We start from the raw sequence: 22,607 nt of genomic DNA on the forward strand, positions 1-22,607 counted from the left end.
TCGAAGGGCCTCATGGTGAGCTTGTCGAACCACGAACCGCGAACCACCACCCCCAACCACGCATGACAGGTTTACTCAGCGGCGGTGATCTCGCGCGCGATGCCGCCATGCAGATCCAAACAGCGCTCGAACCAGTCATAAACCGGATCTTTTTCATTCAGCAGCTTGAAGGGCGTGAGAACCCGCACCCACTGGAACGCACCAAACACAATATAATCGCTGAACAAAGGCCCCTCACCGCCAATAAACGGCTGCGACAACAGCATCTTGCGCATAGGTTCGAGACTTCTGGTGAAAGCTTCGTGCTTGGCATCGCGCTCGGCGGCCACATCTTCAAGCGGGCGGCCAAAGATTTTCTCGCGACTGTCACGAAAATAGGCCTGATTGGGCTCATCGAGAATATCATGCACCGGCATCAGGATGACCACGTTCAGGTATGGATGCAGGGTCATCTGCGACCAGCCTTCGACAAAGCGGGCCATGGCCCGGCCACCCTCGCCTTTGAACAGCGATGGCCGGTCCGGATAATTGTCTTCCAGATAGAGTGCGATCTCAAAAGAATCCGCCACCCGCTTGTCACCGTCGCGGAGAATGGGAACTTTCGGCGAAAACGCGCCTTCCAGATCCGGAATGCCTTTGAACGACACCCGATTGCGGTTGAACGGCAACCCCTTATGCGCCAGTGACATCACTGTTTTCCAGCAGTGCGGGCTGAATGGACGGTTCAGATCCGTGCCGACGAGTTCGTGCAGAATGATTCCCATGGAAAGCCACCCTTCTTTGGATATTATGGCAATAAGACTGACTCATTTCAGCGGAAAGTCAATTTGATGGAACAGCATTTTCGCATGTTTGCGGCCTATAACCGCTGGGCAAATGAACGGCTCTATGCCGCCGCCGCAGCACTTGATGACGAGGATTACCGGCGCGATATGGGGGCGTTCTTCAAATCACTGCATGGGACGTTCAATCATCTCATGGTAGCGGATCGCGTCTGGCTTTACCGCTTTACCGGTGAAGGCGAAGCACCCAAGGCCCTTGATGCCATTCTGTTTGAGAACCGCGATGAATTGCAGGCAGCACGCGTCAAGGAGGATGCCCGCCTTATCAGCTGGGTCAATGGGTTGAGCAGCGAGGATATTGCCGGGCGGTTTACCTATACGACGATCACTGACATGCGCACGTTCAGCCAACGCATTGCACCGGCTTTGGCCCATCTCTTCAACCACCAGACGCACCATCGCGGACAGGCGCATACTATATTGACCGCATTGGGAACCTCCGCCCCAGCGCTGGATCTGATGCTGTTTCAGAGGAGTGAAGAAGGCCGGGCATATGCCTGAACCATTGCATTAGCGTGGTTCAGATTCCGTGGTTCGTGGCTCGACAGGCTCACCATGAGGGGGAGTATGGATGCAACGATAATCTCCAACGTTGCAGAATTGAGTTCCCCTCATCCTGAACCTGTCGAAAGGCTCATGGTGAGCCTGTCGAACCACGAACCAATCATGCACAAATCCCCTATGCAGCCCCTATTTCCATAATCTCCCACTAGCACGGCTTGCGAAAAACGCATTTCCCGTGCAAAAGCGCGGCCATGCTTATTCTCAACGACATATCCGTGCGTATGGCCGGACGCCTGCTGATCGATCACGCCAACCTTAATCTGCCATCGGGCACAAAGGCGGGTCTGGTTGGGCGCAATGGCGCGGGCAAATCAACGCTGTTCAAGGTCATCACGGGCGAAATGCCAGCGGAAACCGGCGATTTCTTCCTGCCGAAGAACATCCGCATCGGTCAGGTGGCGCAGGAAGCGCCGGGAACCGAAGATTCCCTGATCGAGATCGTGCTTGCCGCCGATCTGGAGCGCACTGCGTTGCTGGCTGAAGCCGAGACGGCGACCGATCCGAACCGCATTGCCGAAATCCATATTCGCCTCGTTGACATCGATGCGCATTCCGCCGAAGCGCGTGCCGGGGCGATCCTGTCGGGTTTGGGCTTTGACAGTGAAGCGCAAAAGCGCCCTGCCTCGTCATTCTCGGGCGGCTGGCGCATGCGTGTGGCATTGGCGGCGGTGCTTTTTGCCGAGCCTGATCTGCTGCTTCTGGACGAGCCGACCAACTATCTCGATCTGGAAGGCACGCTGTGGCTGGAGGATTATGTGCGCCGTTATCCGCACACGGTCATCCTGATCAGCCACGACCGCGATCTTCTCAATTCAGCCGTCAACTCGATCATCCATCTGGATCAGACCAAGCTGACGCTGTGGCAGGGCAATTACGACCAGTTCGAACGCCTGCGCAGCGAAGCGCTGGAATTACAGCAGAAGCAGCGCACCAAGCAGGAAGCGCACCGCAAGCATATGGAAGCCTTCGTTGAGCGGTTCCGCGCCAAGGCGTCAAAAGCCAAGCAGGCCCAGTCCCGCCTGAAAGCTCTGCAGAAGCTGAAGCCGATCTCTGCCGTGATCGAAGACCATGTGGCACCCTTCCATTTTCCCGAGCCGGAAAAGGTCGTGGCATCGCCGATCATCGCGATTGAAAGCGGTGAAGTTGGCTATACCCCTGGCAAGCCTGTTCTGAAACACCTCAACCTGCGTATTGATGCGGATGACCGCATTGCGCTGCTGGGTTCAAACGGCAATGGTAAATCGACGCTCGCCAAGCTGATCAGCGGACGCCTGCCCCTGCAAAGCGGCCGGATGACCGTGGCGCCCAACCTGAAGATTTCCTTCTTCGCCCAACACCAGCTGGATGATCTGGTGCCTGACGATAATGCCATCGAGCATGTGCGCAAGCTGATGCCCGATGCGCCGGAATCCAAGGTGCGCGCCCGCGTTTCGCAGATGGGGCTGGCCACGGTGAAGATGAACACCGCGGCAAAGGATCTTTCCGGCGGTGAAAAGGCGCGGCTTTTGATGGGTCTTTCGACGTTTCAGGGTCCGAACCTGCTCATCCTCGACGAACCGACCAACCATCTGGATATCGACAGCCGCGAAGCCCTGATGCATGCGCTGAATGATTTTGACGGCGCTGTCATCCTGATTGCCCACGACCGGCACCTGATCGAAGCCACCATGGACCGGCTCTGGCTGGTGCGTGACGGAGCAGTTGCACCTTACGATGGCGATCTTGATGCCTATCGCTCGCTGGTTCTGGCCGATGCCAAGGCCGAGCGATCGGGCGGCAGCAAGATATCTGTCGATGAGGGACAAAAGCTGAGCAAAGCCGACCAGCGCAAGCTCGCCGCACAAAAACGCGAAGCCCTGAAGCCATTGCAGAAAAAGATTCAGGAAGCCGATGCCATGGTGCAGCGCTTCCAGAAGAAGGTTGAAACCTTGCAGGACCAGCTGGCAGACCCGATTATTTACAGCCGCGAACCCGCAAGGGCGACACAGATCGGCAAGGAAATCGGTTACGCCAAATCCTCGCTCGCCCGCGCCGAAGAGGAATGGCTCACGCTTTCAACCGAATATGAAGCGGCAATGGCTGATCTCTGATTGGGTGATGTTGCACGTTGTGGTTCGTGGTTCGTGGTTCGACAAGCTCACCATGAGGGAGATGGGTGATGCAACGCTAATCGTAGAGATTGCAGCATGAAGGGTGCAGAATAAAGCTCCCTGCAACGCACCCCTCTCCGTCATCCTATGGCTCCCATCTCTCCGTCATCCTCAGTCCTCGGGTTTAACCCGGGGATGACCCGAGGACTGAGGATGACGGAGAGAGGTATCCACAGTCTCCCTCATGGTTGTTATGTCGAACCACGAACCACAGATCACAACCACCCACGCATGGCAGGTTTTGCACCGATCATTGGTACATTAAAAAATCACAAGAGAGGGGATTTGCAGGTCGAAATCCTCCCCTCTCCTGGATTTTCCGGGAATTCAGCGGTGTGAATTCCCGAACGGTGCCCGCCCCAATAGAGGGCAGGTTTTCTATGAATTGAGGCAATCGGCGGCGAATACCGTTTTCTTGCGGAATGGCAGGGCAAATCCGGCGATCAGGGCAGCCAGGCCAATCATGGTTGAGACTGCAAAGATGGTCATTGTTGCATCGCGCAAGGCATCCTGGCTGGTTGCCTGCGGATAATTGGCAGCATTGGCGACAAGTCCGGCAACCGCAGCGCCGATAGCATAACCGGCGGACTGCAATGTCGGCAGCAGGGCCGATGCCCGGTCGCGCTCGCCATCACGCGCCGCTTCCATGACGCTTTGGCTTAAAAAGCCCCAGCTGACACCAAAACCGGCGCCGATGCTCATCTGACCGGCCAGAACCACCAGCGGCAGATCGGCAGAGAAACCAAGAACGAGAACGGCAAGCCCCGTGACCAAAAGCGTTGGCCCAAGACGGATCAACCATGAACGACGCCGCGGGTCCTGAATATTGGCGACCAGAATGGCGATTGTGCTCCATGCGACGGCAAAACTTGCACTGAATGCACCGGCCATTGTTGGGCCATAGCCCCACAAATTCTGCAAGGTCATGACAAGATAGACTGATGTTGAAGCCTGCGCGATGGGCATAAGCAACACAACCCAAAGGCCGATACCAACCGTGGATGTAAGCGCGAAGGCATCCGATGGAAACAGCGGCGTGCGGCTGCGGCGATCCATAATCACAACGGCGGCAAGGACCGCAGCGGCACCGGCGACGAACAGCACTTCCATCGTCAAAGTCTGCATGATGCCAGCGAGTGCCACCAGCATGATGCCGCCACCGATGGCTGCGAGCCGCAGGAATGGCACGGACAAACTCCCGGTCTCAGCGCTGGAGCGCGGGACGATACGGAAAACCAGCGTAATGAAGATCAAAGCCATGGGAACGTTGACGAGGAAAGCAGCGCGCCACGATACGGTTTCCGTGAGAATACCGGCAACCAGCGGGCCGCCAAAAGCGGCAATGGCCCACACCACAGCTTCCGCACCAAAGACTTTCGCCACAAGACGCGACGGGAAAAGTTCAGGAATAAGCGCATAACAGATGGCGGCAATCACACCCTCGCCCAGCCCCTGCAGCGCGCGGCCAACAAGCACTTCCGTCATTGATGAGGCGAAAGCGGCAATGAGTGTGCCGACCAGAAACACCAGCGCAGCGCCGACAAGCGCCCGGCGTGGCCCTAATTTGCCTTTCAATAGCGCACCGCTGGCACCACCGACGATGGAGAGCACCAGATAGAGCGTGAAAGCCCATGAGATGAGCGCCAGACCGCCGATTTCGCGTACTGCTGTCGGCAAGGACGTGGAAACCAGAAAGCCATTGAACGCAAACAACGCCACGCCAAGGCAAAGCGTTGTTGTTGCAGCCGAATATTGCGGGCTTATCAGCTCGGACCAGCGTGCATCGCTGGTTTGATCTGTCGACTCTTGCATGGCGTCACCTCAATTAAATAAGTTTTATGTTTTTATATTCTCCTTAATAAAACAAGCAATAGCTTTTTAAAAATATTCTTGTTATCGTCTGGTGATGCAGGATCGTACCACAAATCGCATGCTCTATTCCCTGAAGGTGGCTGGCGCGCAAACAGCCGCATCGCTGGCGGACCGTCTTGGCATCACATCTGTTGCTGTTCGTCAGATGCTGGGGCGGCTGCAGGAGGACGGGCTTGTCGGCTTTGACGACAGCCGCGAGACTGTCGGTCGGCCAAAACGCTTCTGGCATTTGACCGACGATGGCAACCGGCAGTTTCCAGACAACCATGCCGCCCTGACAGCCGATATTCTGGCTTCTGTATCCGCTGTTTTCGGCGATGCTGGTCTCGACAAGCTCATTTCCCATCGTGAAGCCACCACGCTTAATCATTACCGCAACGAGCTGTCCAATATAGATTCCATGGAGCAGCGCGTGGAGCGATTGGCGGAAATACGCTCTGCCGAAGGCTATATGGCGGAGATAAACCGCGATGAATCAGGCGCGTTGATTCTCGTCGAAAACCACTGCCCTATCTGTGTCGCTGCCAAAGCGTGCCAAAAGCTCTGCCGGTCAGAACTGGATGTGTTTCAGGCAGCGCTTGGCCCTGACGTGGAAATCAAGCGGTTCGAGCACATATTGAAAGGTGCAAGACGCTGTGCCTATCGGATTACCCAGAAGCAAACGGACAATCGTCAGCTGACGATGAGGCTGTAGAGCATCGGGCTCATATAGGTGGTTCCAACGCGCCAGTAATCACGCATCGGCCCGCCTTCATATTCGAATCCGAGACGCTCGACAAGTTTGATCGAGGCTGCATTGTCAGGATGAATGATCGCCGAAATACGGTGTATTTTGAGATTCTCCGAGCAGTGATTGACGAGCGCCTGCACCGCTTCCCCCATCAGGCCGCGGCCCTGCCATTCGGTTCGCAGGATGTAACCGATTTCAAGCCGGTGATTGCGCGCTTCGCGGTGATGATAATTGACCATGCCGATGCATTGGTCGGTCGTTCTGTCGGCCACGGCCCATGCCATCGTTTCATAGGGCGACGTGGTCTTGGCCAGCACACGCAGCCAGCGCCGCGTTTCCTCAATCGTCTCGCAGGCGGAAAAATCCCAATATTGCGTCAGCTTTTCATTCCCGAGGCAGGCATGCAGCCCCTTCTCATCCCGGCTTTCAAACTGCCGCAAGCGCAGGCGCGGTGTCAGTAAAGTCGGACAACCATTAAGCTGATGGGTCATTACCGTCCCCATTTTGGTGCAGCTGGTGTGCTGGTGGGCTGTGCTTTGCGGCGTCCCAGCCGGATCAAACCAAAGAGGGCGACGGCAATCATGGTCAGACCAGCGGGGATGACCCACCGGTCAACCGTCGCCGCGCCTTTGCGCAGAACTAGATCAACCTGCGCCACTTCAAGACCATCCACATCACCGGGCCCGATCTTGAATGTATAGTCGCCTGACCCTACCGGATCGATATCACCCGCCCTGTCACGATAAACACGCGGCCCCTGCGGTGATCCCCGGTTGGCTGCCTGTGCGTTGACATAGGTCAGCGTTTTGACCAGCACGTCCTTGCCATCGCGGGTGACGACGGAGGTCAATGCGCTGCGTCCTTCAGCCGGAATAAAATTGCGCAGCGGCTGCATATCCACAAAAACGCGGACAGGTCCGTCGCTATCCTTCAATGCTACGGTGATTGGCTTATATGGCCCGGGTCGGTCAAACACCCGCCATGAACCTATCTCGGCACCGGAAAAATTATAGATATACCAAGGATAACCGATGCCAAGCCCGATGCCAGCAATCAAAAGCAACAGCAGCAGCTTGCGCATGTTAGGCCTTCTTTTCCCAGCGGCCCTCGGCATTCTGCTGCCAATAGGTCAGCATATGCCCCTCGGCCTTCAAAAGCTTCCACTGCGCGCGCGCCTGTTCAAGCTGCATCTGGTCATGCCCGTCAAACATCAGCACAAGCCGTTCATAGGCTTCAACATTGCTGGGCTCGGCACCATCCACCAGAAAGCGCACTGTCGCCCCATTCGGATTGCCCTCACCCGTCGTCAATATGACAGGCTGCTCCTGAGGATGCGGTTCCTGATCCGTGGCATGGGCGAGAAACGACGCGTCGGACCATGTCCACAGATGATTGTCCAGACTGTCACGCCGCTCCTGCGACCCGGTCTGGATAACGACCTTCCATTGGCGGCTGAGCGAGCGCTCGACCAAGCCCGGAAGCGCATTTTCCAGTGTCGATTCAGTCAGATGGTAGAACAGGATTTCGGTCATTTTCACTCATCTGATTGGATATTCGCCACTGGGTTTTGTTGAATGGTTCGTGGTTCGACATAACAACCATGAGGGAGAGTGAGGATGCAACGATAATCGCAAATTTGCAGAACGTGACTCCTCATACCCCACCCATTTCTGTCATCCTCGGGCTTGACCCGAGGACCACGGCCAAGGAGATCAGATTTATCCGTATATTCAGCGCCTTTAAGTTGTGGGTCCTCGGGTCAAGCCCGAGGATGACAGAGATTGGAGGATTGCAGGGAGCTAAACTCTGCATCCTCGGCGATTAGCATTGCATCCCCACTCTCCCTCATGGTTGTTATGTCGAACCACGAACCGCATTATTATCACTTTCTGGCTTTATCAGCCTTCGAAATTATCATGCACCAGCCGGTCCAAAAGGCGCACGCCAAAGCCGGAAGCCCAGGACTGGCTGTATTCCGTTGCCGGCGCGCCCATGGCGGTGCCCGCAATATCCAGATGCGCCCAGGCCGTATCACCGACAAAGCGCTTGAGGAACTGTGCTGCAATGATAGCGCCGCCAAAACGGGTGCCGATATTCTTCATATCGGCATTTTTCGTATCGATCAGCTTGTCATAATCAGGACCGAGCGGCATACGCCACAATTTTTCACCCGTTGCCTGCCCTGCCTCGAACAATTGCGCTGCGAGCGTGTCGTCATTGGAGAAAAGCCCGGCGCGTGACACACCAAGCGCAACCATGATGGCACCGGTCAACGTGGCGAGATTGACCATGAATTTCGGTTGAAACCGCTCATTGCAATAATAGAGCGCATCCGCCAGCACCAGACGGCCTTCCGCATCGGTGTTGAGCACTTCAATCGTCTGTCCGGACATGGAGGTGACGATATCGCCCGGACGCTGCGCATTGCCGTCGACCATGTTTTCCACAAGACCGACAATACCGACCACATTCACCTTGGCCTTGCGGGTTGCGAGCGTATGCAGAAGACCTGTCACGGCAGCTGCGCCGCCCATGTCACCCTTCATCTCTTCCATGCCAGCGGCCGGTTTGATGGAGACACCGCCGGAATCGAATGTGACGCCCTTGCCGACGAAAGCGATCGGCGCTTCCTTGCCCTTGCCACCCTGCCATTCCATGATAGCGAGGCGCGCCGGACGGACCGAACCCTGCGCAACGCCAAGAAGCGAGCCCATACCAAGCTTTTTCATGTCCTTCGGATCAAGGATTTCCACCTTCACATCGAGTTTTTTGAGTTCCTCGATTCGTTCAGCAAATTCGACCGGCCCCAGAATGTTGGCTGGTTCATTGACGAGATCGCGTGCAAGGTTAACGCCCTCGGCCACGGCTTCGGCATTGGCAAAGGCTTTCTTTGCGGCGTGAGGGTCGGCCACAAGAATGGTGATCTTGGCGGAAGATTTCTCTTCCTTGCCCTCATCGTCGCTTTTGCCCTTCTTGGTCTTGTATTTATCAAAGCTGTAGGCGCGCAGCAGAATACCGAGCGCAAAGTCTGCGGCATTTTCGCCCGAGACCTCTGCTTCAGGCAAAGCAAGAACCACGGAAACGTGTTTGGCCTTGCCGATCTTTGCGAATGCGGAACCGCCCAGTTTCAGCCAGTCGTCGGCTTTCAACTCCGCTGGATCACCCGTTCCAACCAGCACCAGACGATCCAGTTCAGTCCCGGCTGGCGCAAGTGTGCTCAGACTTGCAGCAAGTTTTCCCTTGAAATCCGAGACATCAATGATACGCGACAGCAACGCCTGCCCGACGACAGATTCGGCTTCGCCAGCTACCTTACCTTCGGTGGCCAGAAGCAAAACTGCGGTTCCGTTTTCAACGGCAGCAAACTTTGCAAAACTGATGGATGGTCGTTTGGACATGATATCTCCAGATTGAACAAATTGTGACTTCCTTATTCATCACAGTTGATGAATGAAGTGGGTGACGATAAGGATCGCGCGCTAACACCTTGTTAACCAGCTTTCTTCGCCTATTTTTAGCCAAGCCTGACTAGATTGAACATATACCGGGTTCGTCCCATAGTGCGGCAAAATAATGCCATAAGTTGTATGGCATAGATGAAATGGTCGGTCATTCGTGAACGGCAAGTCGACAAACAAGGTGGCGGAACTCTATTGCGAAACATGACATGCGCCTGATCGAGATATATATCTTACGACGCATTGTCGTCATGTTCCTGGCTGTCCTGTTGTCGGCAGTCGGTATTACATGGATTGTTCAGGTGCTCGGTCGCATCAACTTCCTGACCACAAGCGGTCAGAGCTTCTTCTATATCCTCAAGTTCAGTTCCAACCTTCTTCCGTCAGCATTTCCCGTTGTCATGCCGTTCGCGCTGGTTATTGCCGTGACGCAGACGCTTTCAACGATGAACCAGGATTCGGAACTCGTTGTCATCAATGCCTCGGGCGCACCGCGTTCTACGGTCATCCGTCCGGTTATCCTCTTTGCGATTGTCGTCGCCGCCCTTTCCTTTATCATTGCCAACTACATTGCTCCCTATTCGCAGATGAGCATGCGGCAGATGATTGCCGATGCCCGCTCCGACGTCATCAATCTGGTTGTGCAGCAGGGATCGTTCCAGCGGCTGGACGAAAATCTCTATCTGCAGATTGAAAGCCGCGATTCAAACGGCTCGATCAAAGGTCTGTTCGTCTCCGATTCGCGCGATCCGGTGACTGATCTGCTGTATTATGCCAAAGATGGCCTTGTCGTTGACAAGGGCGACCAGAGCTTGCTCGTCATGAAGGACGGCGAGATCGACCGCCGCGACGTAAAGACCGGCAATGTATCCATTATCAAGTTCAACACCTATGCTCTTGATCTGGCTGTGTTTTTGCCAAATGATGATAAAGATCCAACGATTTTCGCCAAGGACAGGCCACTGGATTATCTGATGAATCCGGACCCGAACGACCCGGTTTATCAACAGAAACCCTTGCGCTATACGGCGGAACTGGCCAAGCGGCTGACCGACTGGATGTACCCTATCGTCTTCGCGTTGATTTCACTGGCCGCGGCGGCGGACTCGCGCTCGCACCGGGAAGCCCGCATTTCGGCTTCGTTCACGGCGATTACCTTGAGTCTCGTCGTGTTCTGGATCAGCTATTCCAGCGGCCAGACAGCGGAAAAGAATGAGGATGTTATCCCATTCCTCTTTGCCTTCCCGATTGTGGTTTCATTGCTGGCAATTTATGCACTGGCGACCAACCGTCAGATCGGCGTGCCGGCTTTCCTGAGCAATCTCTTCAAGAATGGACCTGTTACACCACAGGCAGCGCTTGCGGGTGTAAGGACAAAGCTGCTAAATCCCCGCTCCAGACGCGGAGCGAATGAAGAATGATAGGCTGGACACTCGGGCGTTATTTCTTTCTCCGCTACGTGACGATCACCTGCTATTTCCTTCTGGGAAGTTTTGCGCTCGCCCTGATTCTGGATTTCACGGAACTGTCGAGCAAGCTAGCCGCGCTGCCGCAATATTCGTCGATTCAGGCTTTCGGCCTGTCGCTGATGCGTATTCCTTACATCATGCAGCAGGTGTTCCCCTTCATTGCCCTGTTCTCTGCCATGACCACGTTGATATCCCTCAACCGGAAATATGAACTCGTTGTGGCCCGTTCGGTCGGCGTGTCGGCCTGGCAGTTTCTGCTGCCTGCCTGCACGGGCGCATTTCTGTTCGGCCTTCTGGCGGTGCTGGTGGTCAACCCCCTCGCCGCCTATGGCTTTGAGAAAAGCGAAGCGGTGCAAGCGAACTGGCGGAGCGGAAAAACCAACGATACAACCGATGATCGTGTACCCTGGCTGCGCCAGAAAACCGATGAAGGCGAGACGATCATTGGTGCCAAGAGTATCGTCAATCGTGGCCTGCGACTTGTCGATGCTAGTTTTATCCGTCTGGACAAAAACAAGGACATTATCGAGCGACTCGATGCCGGAACTGCCGACCTTAAAGAAGGTTACTGGCAGCTAACCAATGTGACGAAATTTGTGCTTGGTGAGACCCCTGTTTCACCGGGCGATGTACAAATTCCAACCCATCTTCGCCCTGAATTTGTTGAAGAAAGCCTCGCGCGGCCTGAGACAATTCCTTTTTTTGAGCTGCGTAACAAAATTGCCGCAGCTCGTTCTTTTGGCTATCCAGCCAATGCTTTTGACATGCATTTCCAGTCTTTGCTGGCTTTGCCTGCACTTTTAATGGCGATGACCCTAATCGCTGCGACAGTTTCGCTAAAATTTGTGCGCTTTGGACAATCCGGGACAATGATTCTGGGTGGCGTCCTTGCGGGCTTCGTGCTTTATGTCGTCACAGTCGTGGTCAAGGCATTCGGAAATGCGGGATTTGTCCCGCCTTTCGTTGCCGCTTGGACTCCGGTCCTGATTGCGACTTTTTTTGGGGTCTCCTTTCTACTGCACAAGGAGGATGGTTAGAGTGGGATTGAATGTAACGCGCTCGGTGTTGCCGACGTGGCTCGCACGGCTTATGTGCGGGACGGCCGTGCTATGCCTTGCAGGCGGGATTTCGTTCCCAGCCGTGGCCCAGACCAATGATGCCCTTGCAGGTAATTTCAAGACGAATCCAAATGCGCAAATGCTGCTGGAATCGGATGAGCTTGTGTATGACATCAACGCCAAGACGATTTCGGCCGTCGGTGGTGTACAGATCGATTATGACGGCAACCGGCTGGTTGCCCGGCAGGTCACCTATGATCAGAAGACCGGGCGCCTGAAGGCCATGGGCAAGGTCGAGATTGTCGAAAAAGACGGCAACCGCATCTATGCGGAAAATCTCGATGTGACCGATGACTTCAAGGAAGGCTTCATCAACACCTTGCGGGTTGAATCAGCCGATAATACGCGGTTTGCTGCTGAAAGCGCCGAGCGTATTGGCGGCGAGATTACAAAGTTCAACAACGGCATTTATACCGCCTGCGAGCCCTGCCGCGACAAACCCGGCAAAGCTCCGCTTTGGCAGGTACGTGCCCAGAAAATCATCTGGAACGGCAAAAAGAAGACCATCCGCTTCGAGCGCGGCCGGTTTGAGTTGTTCGGTATGCCTCTGGCATTCATGCCAGCCTTCGAAATCGCCGACCCGACAGTGAAGCGCAAGAGCGGCTTCCTGATGCCAAGCTATAAGTATGAGACGGATCTCGGCTACGGCGTCAGCGTCCCCTATTTCTGGGCGCTTGCTCCTAATTATGACCTGACGCTAACCGGCACCGGCTATACAAAGCAGGGTTTCCTAGCTGAAGCGGAATGGCGCCATCGTTTGGCCAATGGTGAATACAGCATCAATCTTGCTGGAATCAGCCAACGCGATCCTAGGGAGTTTTATAAACCAACGCCTGGTGCTGATCCAAATGACGATAATCATTATGAGGATTGGAATAACAGAGCACGCGGTTTGATTGCTTCAAAAGGTGCGATTCATATCAATCCTCGTTGGACTTTAGGCTGGGATGTGATGGCGCAATCAGATAAGGCGTTCGCCTATCGCTATGGCATCGAGAACTATGCGGACTACAATAAGACCGATCAGATATACCTAACTGGACTGCATGATCGAAACTATTTCGATTTAAGGTTTTATAAATTCCATGTTCAAGAAAGCATCAAGGAATCCAGTGTAAATTCCTACGAACCCAAGCAGCCTTGGGTTCTGCCAAGCCTCGACTATGCCTATATTCCCACGCAGCCACTTGTTGGCGGCGAGTTGAATTTCAACCTCAACTTGCAGGCGTTGAGTCGTGACAAGGTGGATGGGACAGCAGCGACTGGCCTCAGCCGCACCGGCTATCTGTCCGGCATCAAAGGCAATGACGGGCGCATAACCGGCGAAGTCGAGTGGAAGCGTACGTTTATTACGGATAGCGGCCTTGTTCTGACACCCATCCTCGCATTGCGCGGTGATGGCATGTATGTGGATTCGGATACGGTAGGGGTCAATCGTGATCAGGCCTTCCGCGGCTTGGCAACGGCAGGACTTGAAGCCAAATATCCGATCCTGTTTACGGCAGCCAATTCAACGCATGTTCTTGAGCCGACAGCCCAGATTTTTGTTCGCAACAATGAACCCTATGCGGGTCAGATGCCGAACGAGGACGCACAGAGCTTTGTCTTTGATGCGTCGAGCCTGTTTGAGCGGGACAAATTCTCCGGTTACGACCGGGTTGAAGGCGGTACGCGTGCCAATCTCGGCATTCGTTATTCCGGTACATTCAACAATGGCCTGTCACTCAATGGTATTGCCGGTCAATCATTCCAGCTTGGTGGCCTGAACTCTTTTGCAACGCAGGACTTTGTCAATGCCGGTGCAGAATCAGGGCTTGAATCGGCGCGATCCGACTACGTTGCCATGATCGGTGCAAATTACGGTTCATACAATCTGACGACGGGCGGTCGCTTCGACAAGGATACGTTGGAAATGCGCCGTGGCGAAGTTGCAGCAACAGCAGCAGGTAAATACGGAACACTTTTCACCAAATATGCTTTCATTGATGCGCAGCCCACCTATGGCTTCACCGAGGACAGACAGGAAGTCACGCTTGGTGGTTCCCTCAAAATCACACCAAACTGGCGCGTTTTGGGTTCTGGCACCTATGATATTGTTCACGATACACTCGTGAAGCAGGTCGCGGCATTGGCCTATGATGACGAGTGCTTTACCTACCAGATGTCCTATTCGGAGCAACGGCCAATCAACAGCAACGGCACTCCGGGCGACAAGACAACGACATTCGGCTTTAACATTTCCTTCCGCACCCTGTGGGAATTTGGCAAGCCGGTGAATATTGGCGGTATTTAATCATTTCTTTTCAACTGGCCGCACTTGCGGCCAGTCATGCTTTTGCCTTAGTAAAATTGCACTAGGGAACGGAATTAAACTCACAGGAATGGATTTTGCTGATCATTTTTGTCAAAATGGCCAAAAGAGATTCATAAATGATCGGATAACGTGGAAGATGATGGTGAGGAAGCACATTCTTGCGGCGGCGATAGTGACCGCTTTGGGTTCTGGTCTGACGGCAGGGTTTTCGCTGCCTGCACAGGCAAGTGACGTCAAGGTCATCGTCAATGGATCACCAATTACCGATTATGACATTGCCCGTCGCGCGGCCTTTTTGAAGCTGCAGCGCAAGAAGGGCAACCTCACGCAGATGGCGCGTGAGGAACTGACCGACGATATGCTCAAGCGCCAGGAAATGCGGCGGCTGAATATCGTTGTTTCAGATACGGAAGTGACCCAGGCTTTTGAACGCTTTGCCACGAACAACAAGATGACGCTCGCCCAGCTCAACGGTGTCCTCGACAAATCAGGCGTTACGGCTGATCACTTCAAAGAATATATCCGTCTGCAGATGGGTTGGGGCCGTGCCCTTGGCACCCGCGGCCGCTCGCAGGGTGGTAGCCGCGTTTCCGAACAGGACGCCGTGCAGCGCATGTTGAAAGATGGCGGCAAAAAGCCTGTATCGACCGAATACACGTTACAGCAGGTGATTTTTGTCGTGCCTGCCGCTGATCGCGGCAATCTGGCAAAGCGGCGCAATGAGGCCAATGCCCTGCGCGCAAAGTTCAGCGGATGTGATTCAACACGCGATATCGCCAAGGGTACACTTGATGTCACAGTGCGTGACCTCGGCCGTTTCGTCGAGCAGGAACTGCCGCCGGAATGGTCAAAGCAGGTGACAGCTACATCTGTTGGCCATGCCACCGTGACGCAGGATACTGACAAGGGTGTGGAATTCCTCGGTGTCTGCGCAACCCGCCAGATTTCCGACGACCGCGTTGCGCGTCTCGTCTTCTCGCAGGAAGCAGCGGCAGCCAACCAGAAGCCTGATGCCACGGCAGAAGCCGTTAACAAAAAGTATCTCGACGATCTCCGGAAGAAGGCATCCATCGTCAATCGGTGATGGTATTGCCCTTTCATGAACAACGTCCTTGCTGTCAGTTCTGGTGATCCATCCGGCATAGGGCCTGATATCGCGCTTACAGCTTGGACTTTGCGCAGATCGGCCCATCTGCCTGCCTTTTTTCTTCTTGGCGACGCGACGCTTATTGCTGCACGCGCGGCGCGATTGGGCCTCGAATGTCCTATCGAAATCACCACACCGGACAATGCCCGCCAGGTTTTCGGTCGCGCACTGCCGGTTGTTCCATTGCGAAATCCGCAAATCGACCGCCCCGGCACACCATTGGCAGACAATGCCGCCGGAACAATCGAGGCGATTGAACGGGCTGTTGAATATACCCTTTCCGGTCAGGCGAGCGCCGTTGTTACCTGTCCCATCGCCAAGAAGCCGCTCTATGAGGCCGGTTTTCGCTTTCCCGGCCATACGGAGTTTCTCGCGCATCTGGCCGGAGAGCATCTTGGCCACGAGGTAACGCCTGTCATGATGCTGGCCGGGCCGTTGCTGCGCGCTGTGCCCGCAACCATTCACATTGCGCTCAGCCGCGTTCCGGAAGTGCTGGATATTGCCAAGATTCTCGCCATATCCCGCATCACCGCTGAAGCGCTCAGGAGCCAGTTTGGTATTGCCAAACCGCGCCTTGCAATTGCCGGGCTTAATCCGCACGCGGGTGAAGGCGGCTCAATGGGCTTGGAAGATGAGGAAATCGTGCGTCCGGCAATTGAAATCCTGCGAAGCGAGGGGATTGATGCCCGCGGCCCATTGCCTGCGGATACCATGTTCCACGCCGCTGCGCGCGCCACCTATGATGCCGCAATCTGCATGTATCATGATCAGGCTCTCATTCCGGCCAAGACACTTGGATTTGACGATAGTGTAAATGTGACGCTCGGCCTGCCCTTTGTGCGCACTTCACCGGATCATGGCACCGCATTTGATATTGCGGGATCTGGCAAGGCCAAGCCGGACAGCCTGATTGCAGCCTTGCGTCTTGCCGACGAACTCTCCTCCCACCGCTCCAGCCAGAATCGCGCCATCGCATGAGTATTGACGACCTCCCTCCTCTGCGTGATGTGATTGATCGCCATGAACTTATGGCGAAGAAATCGCTTGGCCAGAATTTTCTGCTCGATCTCAACCTGACCGCCAAGGTTGCGCGGCAGGCGGGTGATCTGCAAGGACAGACCGTCATTGAAGTCGGCCCCGGCCCGGGCGGCCTCACACGCGCGCTTTTGGCGCAAGGGGCCAATGTCATCGCCATTGAACGCGACGAGCGCTGCCTGTCGGCTCTGCAGGAAATTGCCGATCATTACCCCGGCTGTCTCAGGGTCATCTTCGGCGATGCAATGGAGACGGATTTCAAGGCATTGGCGGGCGACGAGAAAGTCAAAATCATTGCCAATCTGCCCTATAATATCGGCACGCAACTGCTGATCGGCTGGCTGCTCAGCGAGCCATGGCCGCCCTTCTACGCCTCACTGACACTGATGTTCCAGCGTGAAGTGGCGGAGCGTATCGTAGCAAAACCGACCTCAGATCCCTATGGCCGCCTCGGCGTACTGGCGGGCTGGCGCACCGAGGCAAAGATCACCTTCGACGTGCCGCCGCAGGCCTTTACACCACCGCCAAAGGTGACGTCATCGGTGGTCCATCTCGTTCCACGCGCAACACCGCTCCCATGCGACGCAATTATGCTCGGACGGGTGACACAGGCCGCTTTCGGCCAGCGCCGTAAGATGCTGCGCCAGAGCATCAAACCGCTTGGCGGCGAAACGCTGCTGGCCAAGGCAGGCATAGACGGCACCCGCCGCGCGGAAACTCTATCAATTGAAGAGTTTGTGGCCCTCGCCAACGCGCTTTGAGCGGTGGCTTAAAGCCAATATCGGCCACAGAGAATCAACCCACCCCAACGGTCAGTAGTCCTACGAATTGTCCGCGAAACCGTGGCATGCACTGATGTGCTGGCGCTTAATGGTGAGCGCCCTTTGTCAGGAGCTGAAAATAGTCATTCCTTGCGTTACGCGCAGTATCGTGCAGCCGACGGCCGGATGATCCCCGGACGCGATTTTCGCGCCCTCTGGGCGGCATACACGATCTCAATTGTAGGTGATTGGGCCTATCGCCTTGCAATACCATTGGTAGTCTATGATCTGACCCAATCGCCCTTTTTGATGTCGCTGTCCTATGCAGCAACCTTTGCGCCATTCATCATTGTCATGCCTTTCGGCGGCGTGCTGGCCGATGCAGTAGACCGCAAACGCCTGTTATGGATCGCGGATTTTGTCTCGGGGTGTATTGCGCTTGCGATCTGTCTTTACCTATCGCTTCCCGGCGCAAACGCCTATTGGCTCATGCCGGGGCTGGCAGTTCTGGGCGCCATATCAAGTATTTCTCACCCGGCCTTTCAGGGATTTCTTCCCAGCACCGTGCCCCCACAACATCTTTCACGTGCAAACTCATTGATCACGACAAGTGATAGTGTTCTCAACCTTGTGGCGCCAGCGATTGGAGGCTCGCTTGTAGCCTTACTCGGTGCATACAACGTGCTTTGGCTGAATGCCGCATCGTTTTTTCTTTCCATGGCACTCATCTTGATCATTCGCGCCCAAAACCCTGTTGGTGACGGCACTCTGACACTATCGGTTTCCTCAGTACTTCATGGCCTGGGTCAGGGTCTGAAAACCACTATACATTACCCGATCGTCAAGTGGGGCACATTCCTATTCATTCTGGTCAATTTCTCTTCCCACCTTATCCTTGGAAATATCATTTATTTTCTCACACAGGACATCGGACTTAGTCCGGAGCTGGCAGGTCTTGCCTTGGGTCTCTCCGCCATTGGCGCAATCATTGGGTCTCTGATCGCGCCGAAATTGATGCAGCGCGTTCATCCGGGTCGGCTTATGCTGGCATGTGTGTTCGTGTCCGCGATCGGAACGGCAACCCTTCTGCTGGCGGAACACCTTGGCTTTTGGGGTGTTGTCGGCGCGCGATCAATCACCATGGCTTCTGAAGCTGTCATCGTTGTGACGATGTTCACAGAGCGGCAACGGGTGGTGCCAACACAATATCTAAGCCGCGTCGTCGCAATCACCAGAACAATCAGCTACGTACCTGTTCCTTTGGCCGCAATGCTTGGCGGTTACATTCTGGCCATGCAGTCAGGAAATATGTCGATTGTAATTCTGTTGAGCGTGATCGTGCTTGTTACATGCGTTGTGATCGGCATTTTCACCCCATTTGTGAAAACGCGGACTGACGCGATATTGGAACAAAATGTGGTGGTCTAAGCGCAGTCGGCAATCTGACTGGCGGAATATGAGTAAGAAAGTAAAAATTTGGCAAAATAAAACGGTTCTTGTCACCGGCGGGACCGGCGGTATCGGACAGGCAATAGCCAGTTCATTCGTTAACGAGGGAGCGAATGTGGTTGTCACCGGCAGCAATAGCGGCGCACTGGCGACGACAACAAAGTGTTTGGGTATAGGGCTCGACCGGTCTGTTCAGATGGACGTAACGAAGGTGGCGGATTGCGAGAGGACCATTCGTACCGTCATTGACAGGACAGGACAGCTCGACCTGCTGATCAATTCAGCCGGAGTGTGGACTGAGGGATCATCTGACGAAGCGACTGAAGCCGAGTGGGATCGTGTCGTTGACGTCAATCTGAAAGGCACATTTTTTATGTGCCGTTACGCCATACCATTCCTGGAAAAGACGGGTGGGAATATAATCAACATCAGTTCGGATGCCGGCATTCAGGGCAATAAGGAAGCGGCGATATATTCTGCGTCGAAAGGTGGTGTAAATTTACTCACCAAATCTTTGGCTTTGGAGCTGGCGCCACGTGGCATACGCGTCAACGCAATTTGCCCCGGTGATGTCGACACGCCAATGATCGAATATCAGGCCAACACTTTTGGGAAAGGCGATCCTGATGGATACAAGCGTCAGTTGTTATCAGCCTATCCTCAAAATAAGCAGGCTCGATTCGCGAAACCCGAAGAGATAGCAGCTTTGATCTCTTTCATAGCATCACCAGCGGCCGCACCGATAACTGGTGCGTGCCTTCCCATCGATTTTGGTCTGACGGCTGGCTCCTAGCGCCCTCTAATCGATCTTTTCATCCAGCAGAGTGCTGACGAAATCAAACAGGCCGGGGCAACGGTCGCGGCGCAGGCGCTCGGCAGTCACAATTGACTGGACCTGATGATAGGCGCGGTCGAGATCCTCGTTGACGATGACATAGTCATAGGATCGCCAACGCTCGATCTCGTTGCGTGCATTGCGCAGGCGCACATCGATCACTTCTTCCGTGTCTTCGGCACGGCGATGCAAGCGGTGCTTCAAAGCGGCCATCGACGGCGGTAGAATGAAGATGCTGACGACGTCGCCCTTCATTTTCTCCTGCAATTGCAGCGCGCCCTGCCAGTCAATGTCAAAAAGCATGTCCTGGCCATCGGCAAGGGCATTTTCCGCAGCTTCCCGGGGGGTGCCATAGAAATTGCCATGCACCTCAGCCCATTCGATCAGTTCATCGCTGTCGCGCAGGCGCTCGAACTCGCGCACGGAAATGAAATGATAGTGGACACCCTCAATCTCGCTGGCCCGGCGCGGACGCGTGGTCACACTGACCGACAATGCCAGTTCCAGCTTCTCTTTATCATTGAGCAACAGCCGGGCGATCGTTGACTTTCCTGCGCCCGATGGCGAGGACAGCACCAGCATGAGGCCACGTCGTTTGATGCTGTTGGATGCGTTGAGCATGATTACTCCAGATTCTGTATTTGCTCGCGCAATTGATCCACAACCGCTTTCAGGTCAAGTCCAATCGACGTGATCGAGGCCGCATTGGCCTTGGAGCAGAGTGTATTTGCCTCGCGGTTAAATTCCTGTGTCAGAAAATCCAGCTTGCGGCCGACCCCGTTTCCGTTGCGCAGAAGCGTGCGCGCGGCGGCCACATGCATATCGAGACGATCAAGTTCTTCCTGAATATCGGCTTTTGTCGCCAGAAACGCCGCTTCCATATGCAGGCGGGCTTCATCAAGTGCCGGAGACGCATCCAGCAGCAGCGCCACCTGCGCGGCAAGCCGCGAGCGAACTGCATCGAGTGTGCGGCTTGGATCGCGCCGCGCCTGCTGGGTGAGCAGTTCCACCGCATCGATCTGTGCGCTCAATATGTCGCCGAGCGCCTTGCCTTCAATCTGGCGATTGTGTTCGAGTTGCAAAAGCGTTTCGTCAAGAACAGCCAGAACGGCTTCCTCAACCTCAGCCTGATCTTCCGGCGATAACACGTCCTGCGGCGCCTCCAGAACGCCGCGCAGCGCCATCAGGCCCTCCGGTGTTGAAGGAGCCAGTTTGAAGTCCTCGCGCAGCTGTGCGGCAATCCTCGCCAGTTCCTTCAGCAAAGGCTCGTTGATGAGAGCTTTCGCATCACCGGCATTGCGGGTCACGGTCAATGCAGCCTGAAAATTGCCGCGCTTGAAACGCTGGCCAAATAGCGCGCGCGCCTTTTGCTCCACAGCTTCAAAGCCGGTGGGCAGGCGAAATCTGACATCAAGGCCCTTGCCATTGACCGATTTGATTTCCCATGAAATCTGCGCCCCGGCATCGTTCCGGAGGTGACGGGCAAAACCCGTCATGCTTTGCAATGACATTATTCCCCCCAAGAACGAAGGCCTGATCGCAATCAGGCCCCTGCAGAATTATTGTTGTGTTGGCTCGCTGTCATCCGCGGCATCAGACGGATCGGCATTCTTGTCACCGGTTGCCGCCTTTGCTGCCTCGTCAATGCGGTTCTTCTCGACCGTGCGCCAGCGCTTCACATTGTCATTGTGGTCATCAAGCGTTTCGGCAAATACGTGACCGCCCGTGCCATCGGCGACAAAATAAAGATCCTTGGTCTGCGAGGGATGCGCGACAGCTTCCAGCGCATCGCGACCGGGATTGGCAATTGGCCCCGGCGGCAGGCCGTTGATCGTATAGGTGTTGTACGGCGTCGGCTTTTCCAGATCGGATTTCAGGATTGGGCGGTCAGATGGTTTGCCCTTGCCACCAAACAGGCCATAAATGATCGTAGGATCGGACTGAAGGCGCATGCGCTTGTTCAAACGGTTGATGAACACGGCAGCAACGCGCGGGCGCTCATCGGCCTTCCCTGTCTCTTTCTCGACAATCGAGGCAAGCGTGACAAATTCTTCAATGGTCTTGAGCGGAACGCTTGGATCGCGGCGCGCCCAAATCTCGTCAACCAGTTTCTTCTGGTCAGCCTGCATTTTCTTGACGATTTCCTCACGCGTTGTGCCGCGGGAGAAGCGCTGCGTATTGGCAAAGAGCGAACCTTCGTCCGGCACAACCGCTGGCAATGCACCAGTCAGCACGTCATCCTCGCTCACGCGCTGCAGAATCTGATCAACAGTAAGCCCTTCCGGAACAGTCAGCGAATGCAGGACTGACTTGCCGCTGCGCAGCAAATCCATGATATCGCGCATCGAGGCATGCGCCTTGATCTCGTACTCACCCGCCTTCATATCGCGCTGATAGCCATAGGCCTGGACGCCATATTTGAAAACCCGCGCATCGGTGATGATGCCGCGACGCTCCAGCCCATCGGCAATTTCAACAATCCCTGTGCCATTCTTGACGACATAATCCGTCGTAACGTCTGTCGGACCGGGCTCGTTGAACGAAACCTTACCGAAATAAACGGCGGCAGCGGCGGCAAGAACCACCAGCACGACCAGCGACAGCATGAAATTGGCAAAGACAACGATCTGGCTGCGGGCACGGCGCGACCGGCGCACGGGTGCTGGCGGGGGTGTCCCCGGCTCTGGCCGCAAGGCTTCAGATGCCGACTGCGGAACAATCGGTTTACGCTCCGGCGCGTTGGCGGCGGGCGAACCGTTCGTCTCTTCAGACTGCTGATCTGAGCTCACGCAAACACCTCGAGCAAGTTTTTCCGGCAAGAATGCCGGTAAATTTGATTGTGATTATGGCGAAAGCGCGAAAA

Annotated in this window: 20 protein-coding genes; 11 read left to right on the top strand and 9 right to left on the bottom strand. The window is 55.2% G+C overall.

Annotation, left to right across the window (positions count from 1 at the left end):
* Window positions 1–71: 71 nt before the first annotated feature.
* Window positions 72–764, bottom strand: coding sequence for a glutathione S-transferase family protein (locus FHW17_RS09765; RefSeq protein ID WP_113096099.1), 693 nt, complete (start codon window positions 762–764; stop codon window positions 72–74).
* A 66-nt stretch (window positions 765–830) separates the two neighbouring features.
* Between FHW17_RS09765 and FHW17_RS09770 the strand changes: the two genes are divergently transcribed.
* Window positions 831–1,343, top strand: a complete 513-nt coding sequence (locus FHW17_RS09770; RefSeq protein ID WP_182509726.1) for a DinB family protein — start codon at window positions 831–833, stop codon at window positions 1,341–1,343.
* A gap of 254 nt (window positions 1,344–1,597) precedes the next feature.
* On the top strand, window positions 1,598–3,496 hold the full coding sequence (locus FHW17_RS09775; protein WP_113096101.1) for an ABC-F family ATP-binding cassette domain-containing protein: 1,899 nt from the start codon (window positions 1,598–1,600) through the stop codon (window positions 3,494–3,496).
* 438 nt (window positions 3,497–3,934) lie between these two features.
* On the opposite strand, the gene FHW17_RS09780 is transcribed toward FHW17_RS09775, so the two are convergent.
* The gene (locus FHW17_RS09780) at window positions 3,935–5,368 is read right to left on the bottom strand and encodes an MFS transporter (protein ID WP_182509727.1); all 1,434 of its coding nucleotides are present in this window, start codon (window positions 5,366–5,368) and stop codon (window positions 3,935–3,937) included.
* A 118-nt stretch (window positions 5,369–5,486) separates the two neighbouring features.
* Between FHW17_RS09780 and FHW17_RS09785 the strand changes: the two genes are divergently transcribed.
* On the top strand, window positions 5,487–6,122 hold the full coding sequence (locus FHW17_RS09785) for a metalloregulator ArsR/SmtB family transcription factor (protein ID WP_246706784.1): 636 nt from the start codon (window positions 5,487–5,489) through the stop codon (window positions 6,120–6,122).
* Here FHW17_RS09785 and FHW17_RS09790 read toward each other — a convergent pair.
* The 4 genes from FHW17_RS09790 to FHW17_RS09805 all read right to left on the bottom strand — a co-directional run bounded on the left by FHW17_RS09790 (window position 6,101) and on the right by FHW17_RS09805 (window position 9,556).
* The gene (locus FHW17_RS09790; protein WP_182509729.1) at window positions 6,101–6,649 is read right to left on the bottom strand and encodes a GNAT family N-acetyltransferase; all 549 of its coding nucleotides are present in this window, start codon (window positions 6,647–6,649) and stop codon (window positions 6,101–6,103) included. The genes FHW17_RS09785 and FHW17_RS09790 overlap by 22 nt on opposite strands.
* Window positions 6,649–7,239, bottom strand: a complete 591-nt coding sequence (locus FHW17_RS09795) for a hypothetical protein (RefSeq protein WP_182509730.1) — start codon at window positions 7,237–7,239, stop codon at window positions 6,649–6,651. Before FHW17_RS09795 ends, FHW17_RS09790 begins: the two co-directional genes overlap by 1 nt.
* A gap of 1 nt (window position 7,240) precedes the next feature.
* A complete protein-coding gene (locus tag FHW17_RS09800; RefSeq protein WP_112524267.1) occupies window positions 7,241–7,690 on the bottom strand; it encodes a DNA polymerase III subunit chi in 450 nt (149 codons plus the stop codon).
* A gap of 366 nt (window positions 7,691–8,056) precedes the next feature.
* The gene (locus FHW17_RS09805; RefSeq protein WP_182509731.1) at window positions 8,057–9,556 is read right to left on the bottom strand and encodes a leucyl aminopeptidase; all 1,500 of its coding nucleotides are present in this window, start codon (window positions 9,554–9,556) and stop codon (window positions 8,057–8,059) included.
* A gap of 269 nt (window positions 9,557–9,825) precedes the next feature.
* Between FHW17_RS09805 and lptF the strand changes: the two genes are divergently transcribed.
* The 8 genes from lptF (at window position 9,826) to FHW17_RS09845 (ending at window position 19,702) form a co-directional block, all read left to right on the top strand.
* Complete coding sequence (gene lptF / locus FHW17_RS09810; RefSeq protein WP_113096108.1) at window positions 9,826–11,037, top strand: LPS export ABC transporter permease LptF; 1,212 nt, start codon at window positions 9,826–9,828, stop codon at window positions 11,035–11,037.
* A complete protein-coding gene (gene lptG, locus FHW17_RS09815; protein ID WP_112524280.1) occupies window positions 11,034–12,122 on the top strand; it encodes an LPS export ABC transporter permease LptG in 1,089 nt (362 codons plus the stop codon). Before lptF ends, lptG begins: the two co-directional genes overlap by 4 nt.
* A 1-nt stretch (window position 12,123) precedes the next feature.
* Window positions 12,124–14,496, top strand: coding sequence for an LPS-assembly protein LptD (locus FHW17_RS09820; RefSeq protein WP_182509732.1), 2,373 nt, complete (start codon window positions 12,124–12,126; stop codon window positions 14,494–14,496).
* A 157-nt stretch (window positions 14,497–14,653) separates the two neighbouring features.
* Window positions 14,654–15,601 carry a peptidylprolyl isomerase gene (locus FHW17_RS09825; protein WP_112524286.1) on the top strand — a complete coding sequence of 316 codons (948 nt, stop codon included), beginning with the start codon at window positions 14,654–14,656 and terminating at the stop codon, window positions 15,599–15,601.
* Window positions 15,602–15,616: 15 nt separating this feature from the next.
* Entirely contained in the window at window positions 15,617–16,642 is a 1,026-nt protein-coding gene (gene pdxA, locus FHW17_RS09830; RefSeq protein WP_112524289.1) for a 4-hydroxythreonine-4-phosphate dehydrogenase PdxA, read from the top strand.
* The gene (rsmA, locus tag FHW17_RS09835) at window positions 16,639–17,460 is read left to right on the top strand and encodes a 16S rRNA (adenine(1518)-N(6)/adenine(1519)-N(6))-dimethyltransferase RsmA (protein WP_112524292.1); all 822 of its coding nucleotides are present in this window, start codon (window positions 16,639–16,641) and stop codon (window positions 17,458–17,460) included. Before pdxA ends, rsmA begins: the two co-directional genes overlap by 4 nt.
* Window positions 17,461–17,610: 150 nt before the next feature.
* On the top strand, window positions 17,611–18,888 hold the full coding sequence (locus tag FHW17_RS09840) for an MFS transporter (protein WP_112524295.1): 1,278 nt from the start codon (window positions 17,611–17,613) through the stop codon (window positions 18,886–18,888).
* 28 nt (window positions 18,889–18,916) lie between these two features.
* Window positions 18,917–19,702 (top strand): SDR family oxidoreductase, encoded by a 786-nt coding sequence (locus FHW17_RS09845; RefSeq protein ID WP_182509733.1) that lies wholly within the window; start codon window positions 18,917–18,919, stop codon window positions 19,700–19,702.
* Between the two features lie 6 nt (window positions 19,703–19,708).
* Here FHW17_RS09845 and gmk read toward each other — a convergent pair whose 3' ends face one another.
* Genes gmk through mltG form a run of 3 tightly spaced genes read right to left on the bottom strand, consistent with a single transcriptional unit; the run spans window position 19,709 to window position 22,533 of the window.
* Window positions 19,709–20,365 carry a guanylate kinase gene (gene gmk / locus FHW17_RS09850; protein ID WP_112524298.1) on the bottom strand — a complete coding sequence of 219 codons (657 nt, stop codon included), beginning with the start codon at window positions 20,363–20,365 and terminating at the stop codon, window positions 19,709–19,711.
* A gap of 2 nt (window positions 20,366–20,367) precedes the next feature.
* The gene (locus tag FHW17_RS09855; protein ID WP_182509734.1) at window positions 20,368–21,255 is read right to left on the bottom strand and encodes a YicC/YloC family endoribonuclease; all 888 of its coding nucleotides are present in this window, start codon (window positions 21,253–21,255) and stop codon (window positions 20,368–20,370) included.
* Window positions 21,256–21,303: 48 nt separating this feature from the next.
* A complete protein-coding gene (mltG, locus tag FHW17_RS09860) occupies window positions 21,304–22,533 on the bottom strand; it encodes an endolytic transglycosylase MltG (protein ID WP_182509735.1) in 1,230 nt (409 codons plus the stop codon).
* Window positions 22,534–22,607 lie beyond the last annotated feature (74 nt).

It is taken from the genome of Phyllobacterium sp. P30BS-XVII, from assembly GCF_014138335.1.
In the GTDB taxonomy this organism is placed as follows: Bacteria; Pseudomonadota; Alphaproteobacteria; order Rhizobiales; family Rhizobiaceae; genus Phyllobacterium; species Phyllobacterium meliloti.

Bases quoted from the DNA above. Each gene is read 5' to 3' on its own strand.
- FHW17_RS09805 (WP_182509731.1), bottom strand. From the start codon at position 9,556: ATGTCCAAACGACCATCCATCAGTTTTGCAAAGTTTGCTGCCGTTGAA.
- FHW17_RS09775 (WP_113096101.1), top strand. From the start codon at position 1,598: ATGCTTATTCTCAACGACATATCCGTGCGTATGGCCGGACGCCTGCTG.
- lptG (WP_112524280.1), top strand. From the start codon at position 11,034: ATGATAGGCTGGACACTCGGGCGTTATTTCTTTCTCCGCTACGTGACG.
- FHW17_RS09770 (WP_182509726.1), top strand. From the start codon at position 831: ATGGAACAGCATTTTCGCATGTTTGCGGCCTATAACCGCTGGGCAAAT.
- FHW17_RS09845 (WP_182509733.1), top strand. From the start codon at position 18,917: ATGAGTAAGAAAGTAAAAATTTGGCAAAATAAAACGGTTCTTGTCACC.
- pdxA (WP_112524289.1), top strand. From the start codon at position 15,617: ATGAACAACGTCCTTGCTGTCAGTTCTGGTGATCCATCCGGCATAGGG.
- gmk (WP_112524298.1), bottom strand. From the start codon at position 20,365: ATGCTCAACGCATCCAACAGCATCAAACGACGTGGCCTCATGCTGGTG.
- FHW17_RS09785 (WP_246706784.1), top strand. From the start codon at position 5,487: ATGCTCTATTCCCTGAAGGTGGCTGGCGCGCAAACAGCCGCATCGCTG.
- FHW17_RS09790 (WP_182509729.1), bottom strand. From the start codon at position 6,649: ATGACCCATCAGCTTAATGGTTGTCCGACTTTACTGACACCGCGCCTG.
- FHW17_RS09825 (WP_112524286.1), top strand. From the start codon at position 14,654: ATGATGGTGAGGAAGCACATTCTTGCGGCGGCGATAGTGACCGCTTTG.
- FHW17_RS09795 (WP_182509730.1), bottom strand. From the start codon at position 7,239: ATGCGCAAGCTGCTGCTGTTGCTTTTGATTGCTGGCATCGGGCTTGGC.
- FHW17_RS09765 (WP_113096099.1), bottom strand. From the start codon at position 764: ATGGGAATCATTCTGCACGAACTCGTCGGCACGGATCTGAACCGTCCA.
- FHW17_RS09780 (WP_182509727.1), bottom strand. From the start codon at position 5,368: ATGCAAGAGTCGACAGATCAAACCAGCGATGCACGCTGGTCCGAGCTG.
- FHW17_RS09800 (WP_112524267.1), bottom strand. From the start codon at position 7,690: ATGACCGAAATCCTGTTCTACCATCTGACTGAATCGACACTGGAAAAT.
- FHW17_RS09855 (WP_182509734.1), bottom strand. From the start codon at position 21,255: ATGTCATTGCAAAGCATGACGGGTTTTGCCCGTCACCTCCGGAACGAT.
- rsmA (WP_112524292.1), top strand. From the start codon at position 16,639: ATGAGTATTGACGACCTCCCTCCTCTGCGTGATGTGATTGATCGCCAT.
- lptF (WP_113096108.1), top strand. From the start codon at position 9,826: ATGCGCCTGATCGAGATATATATCTTACGACGCATTGTCGTCATGTTC.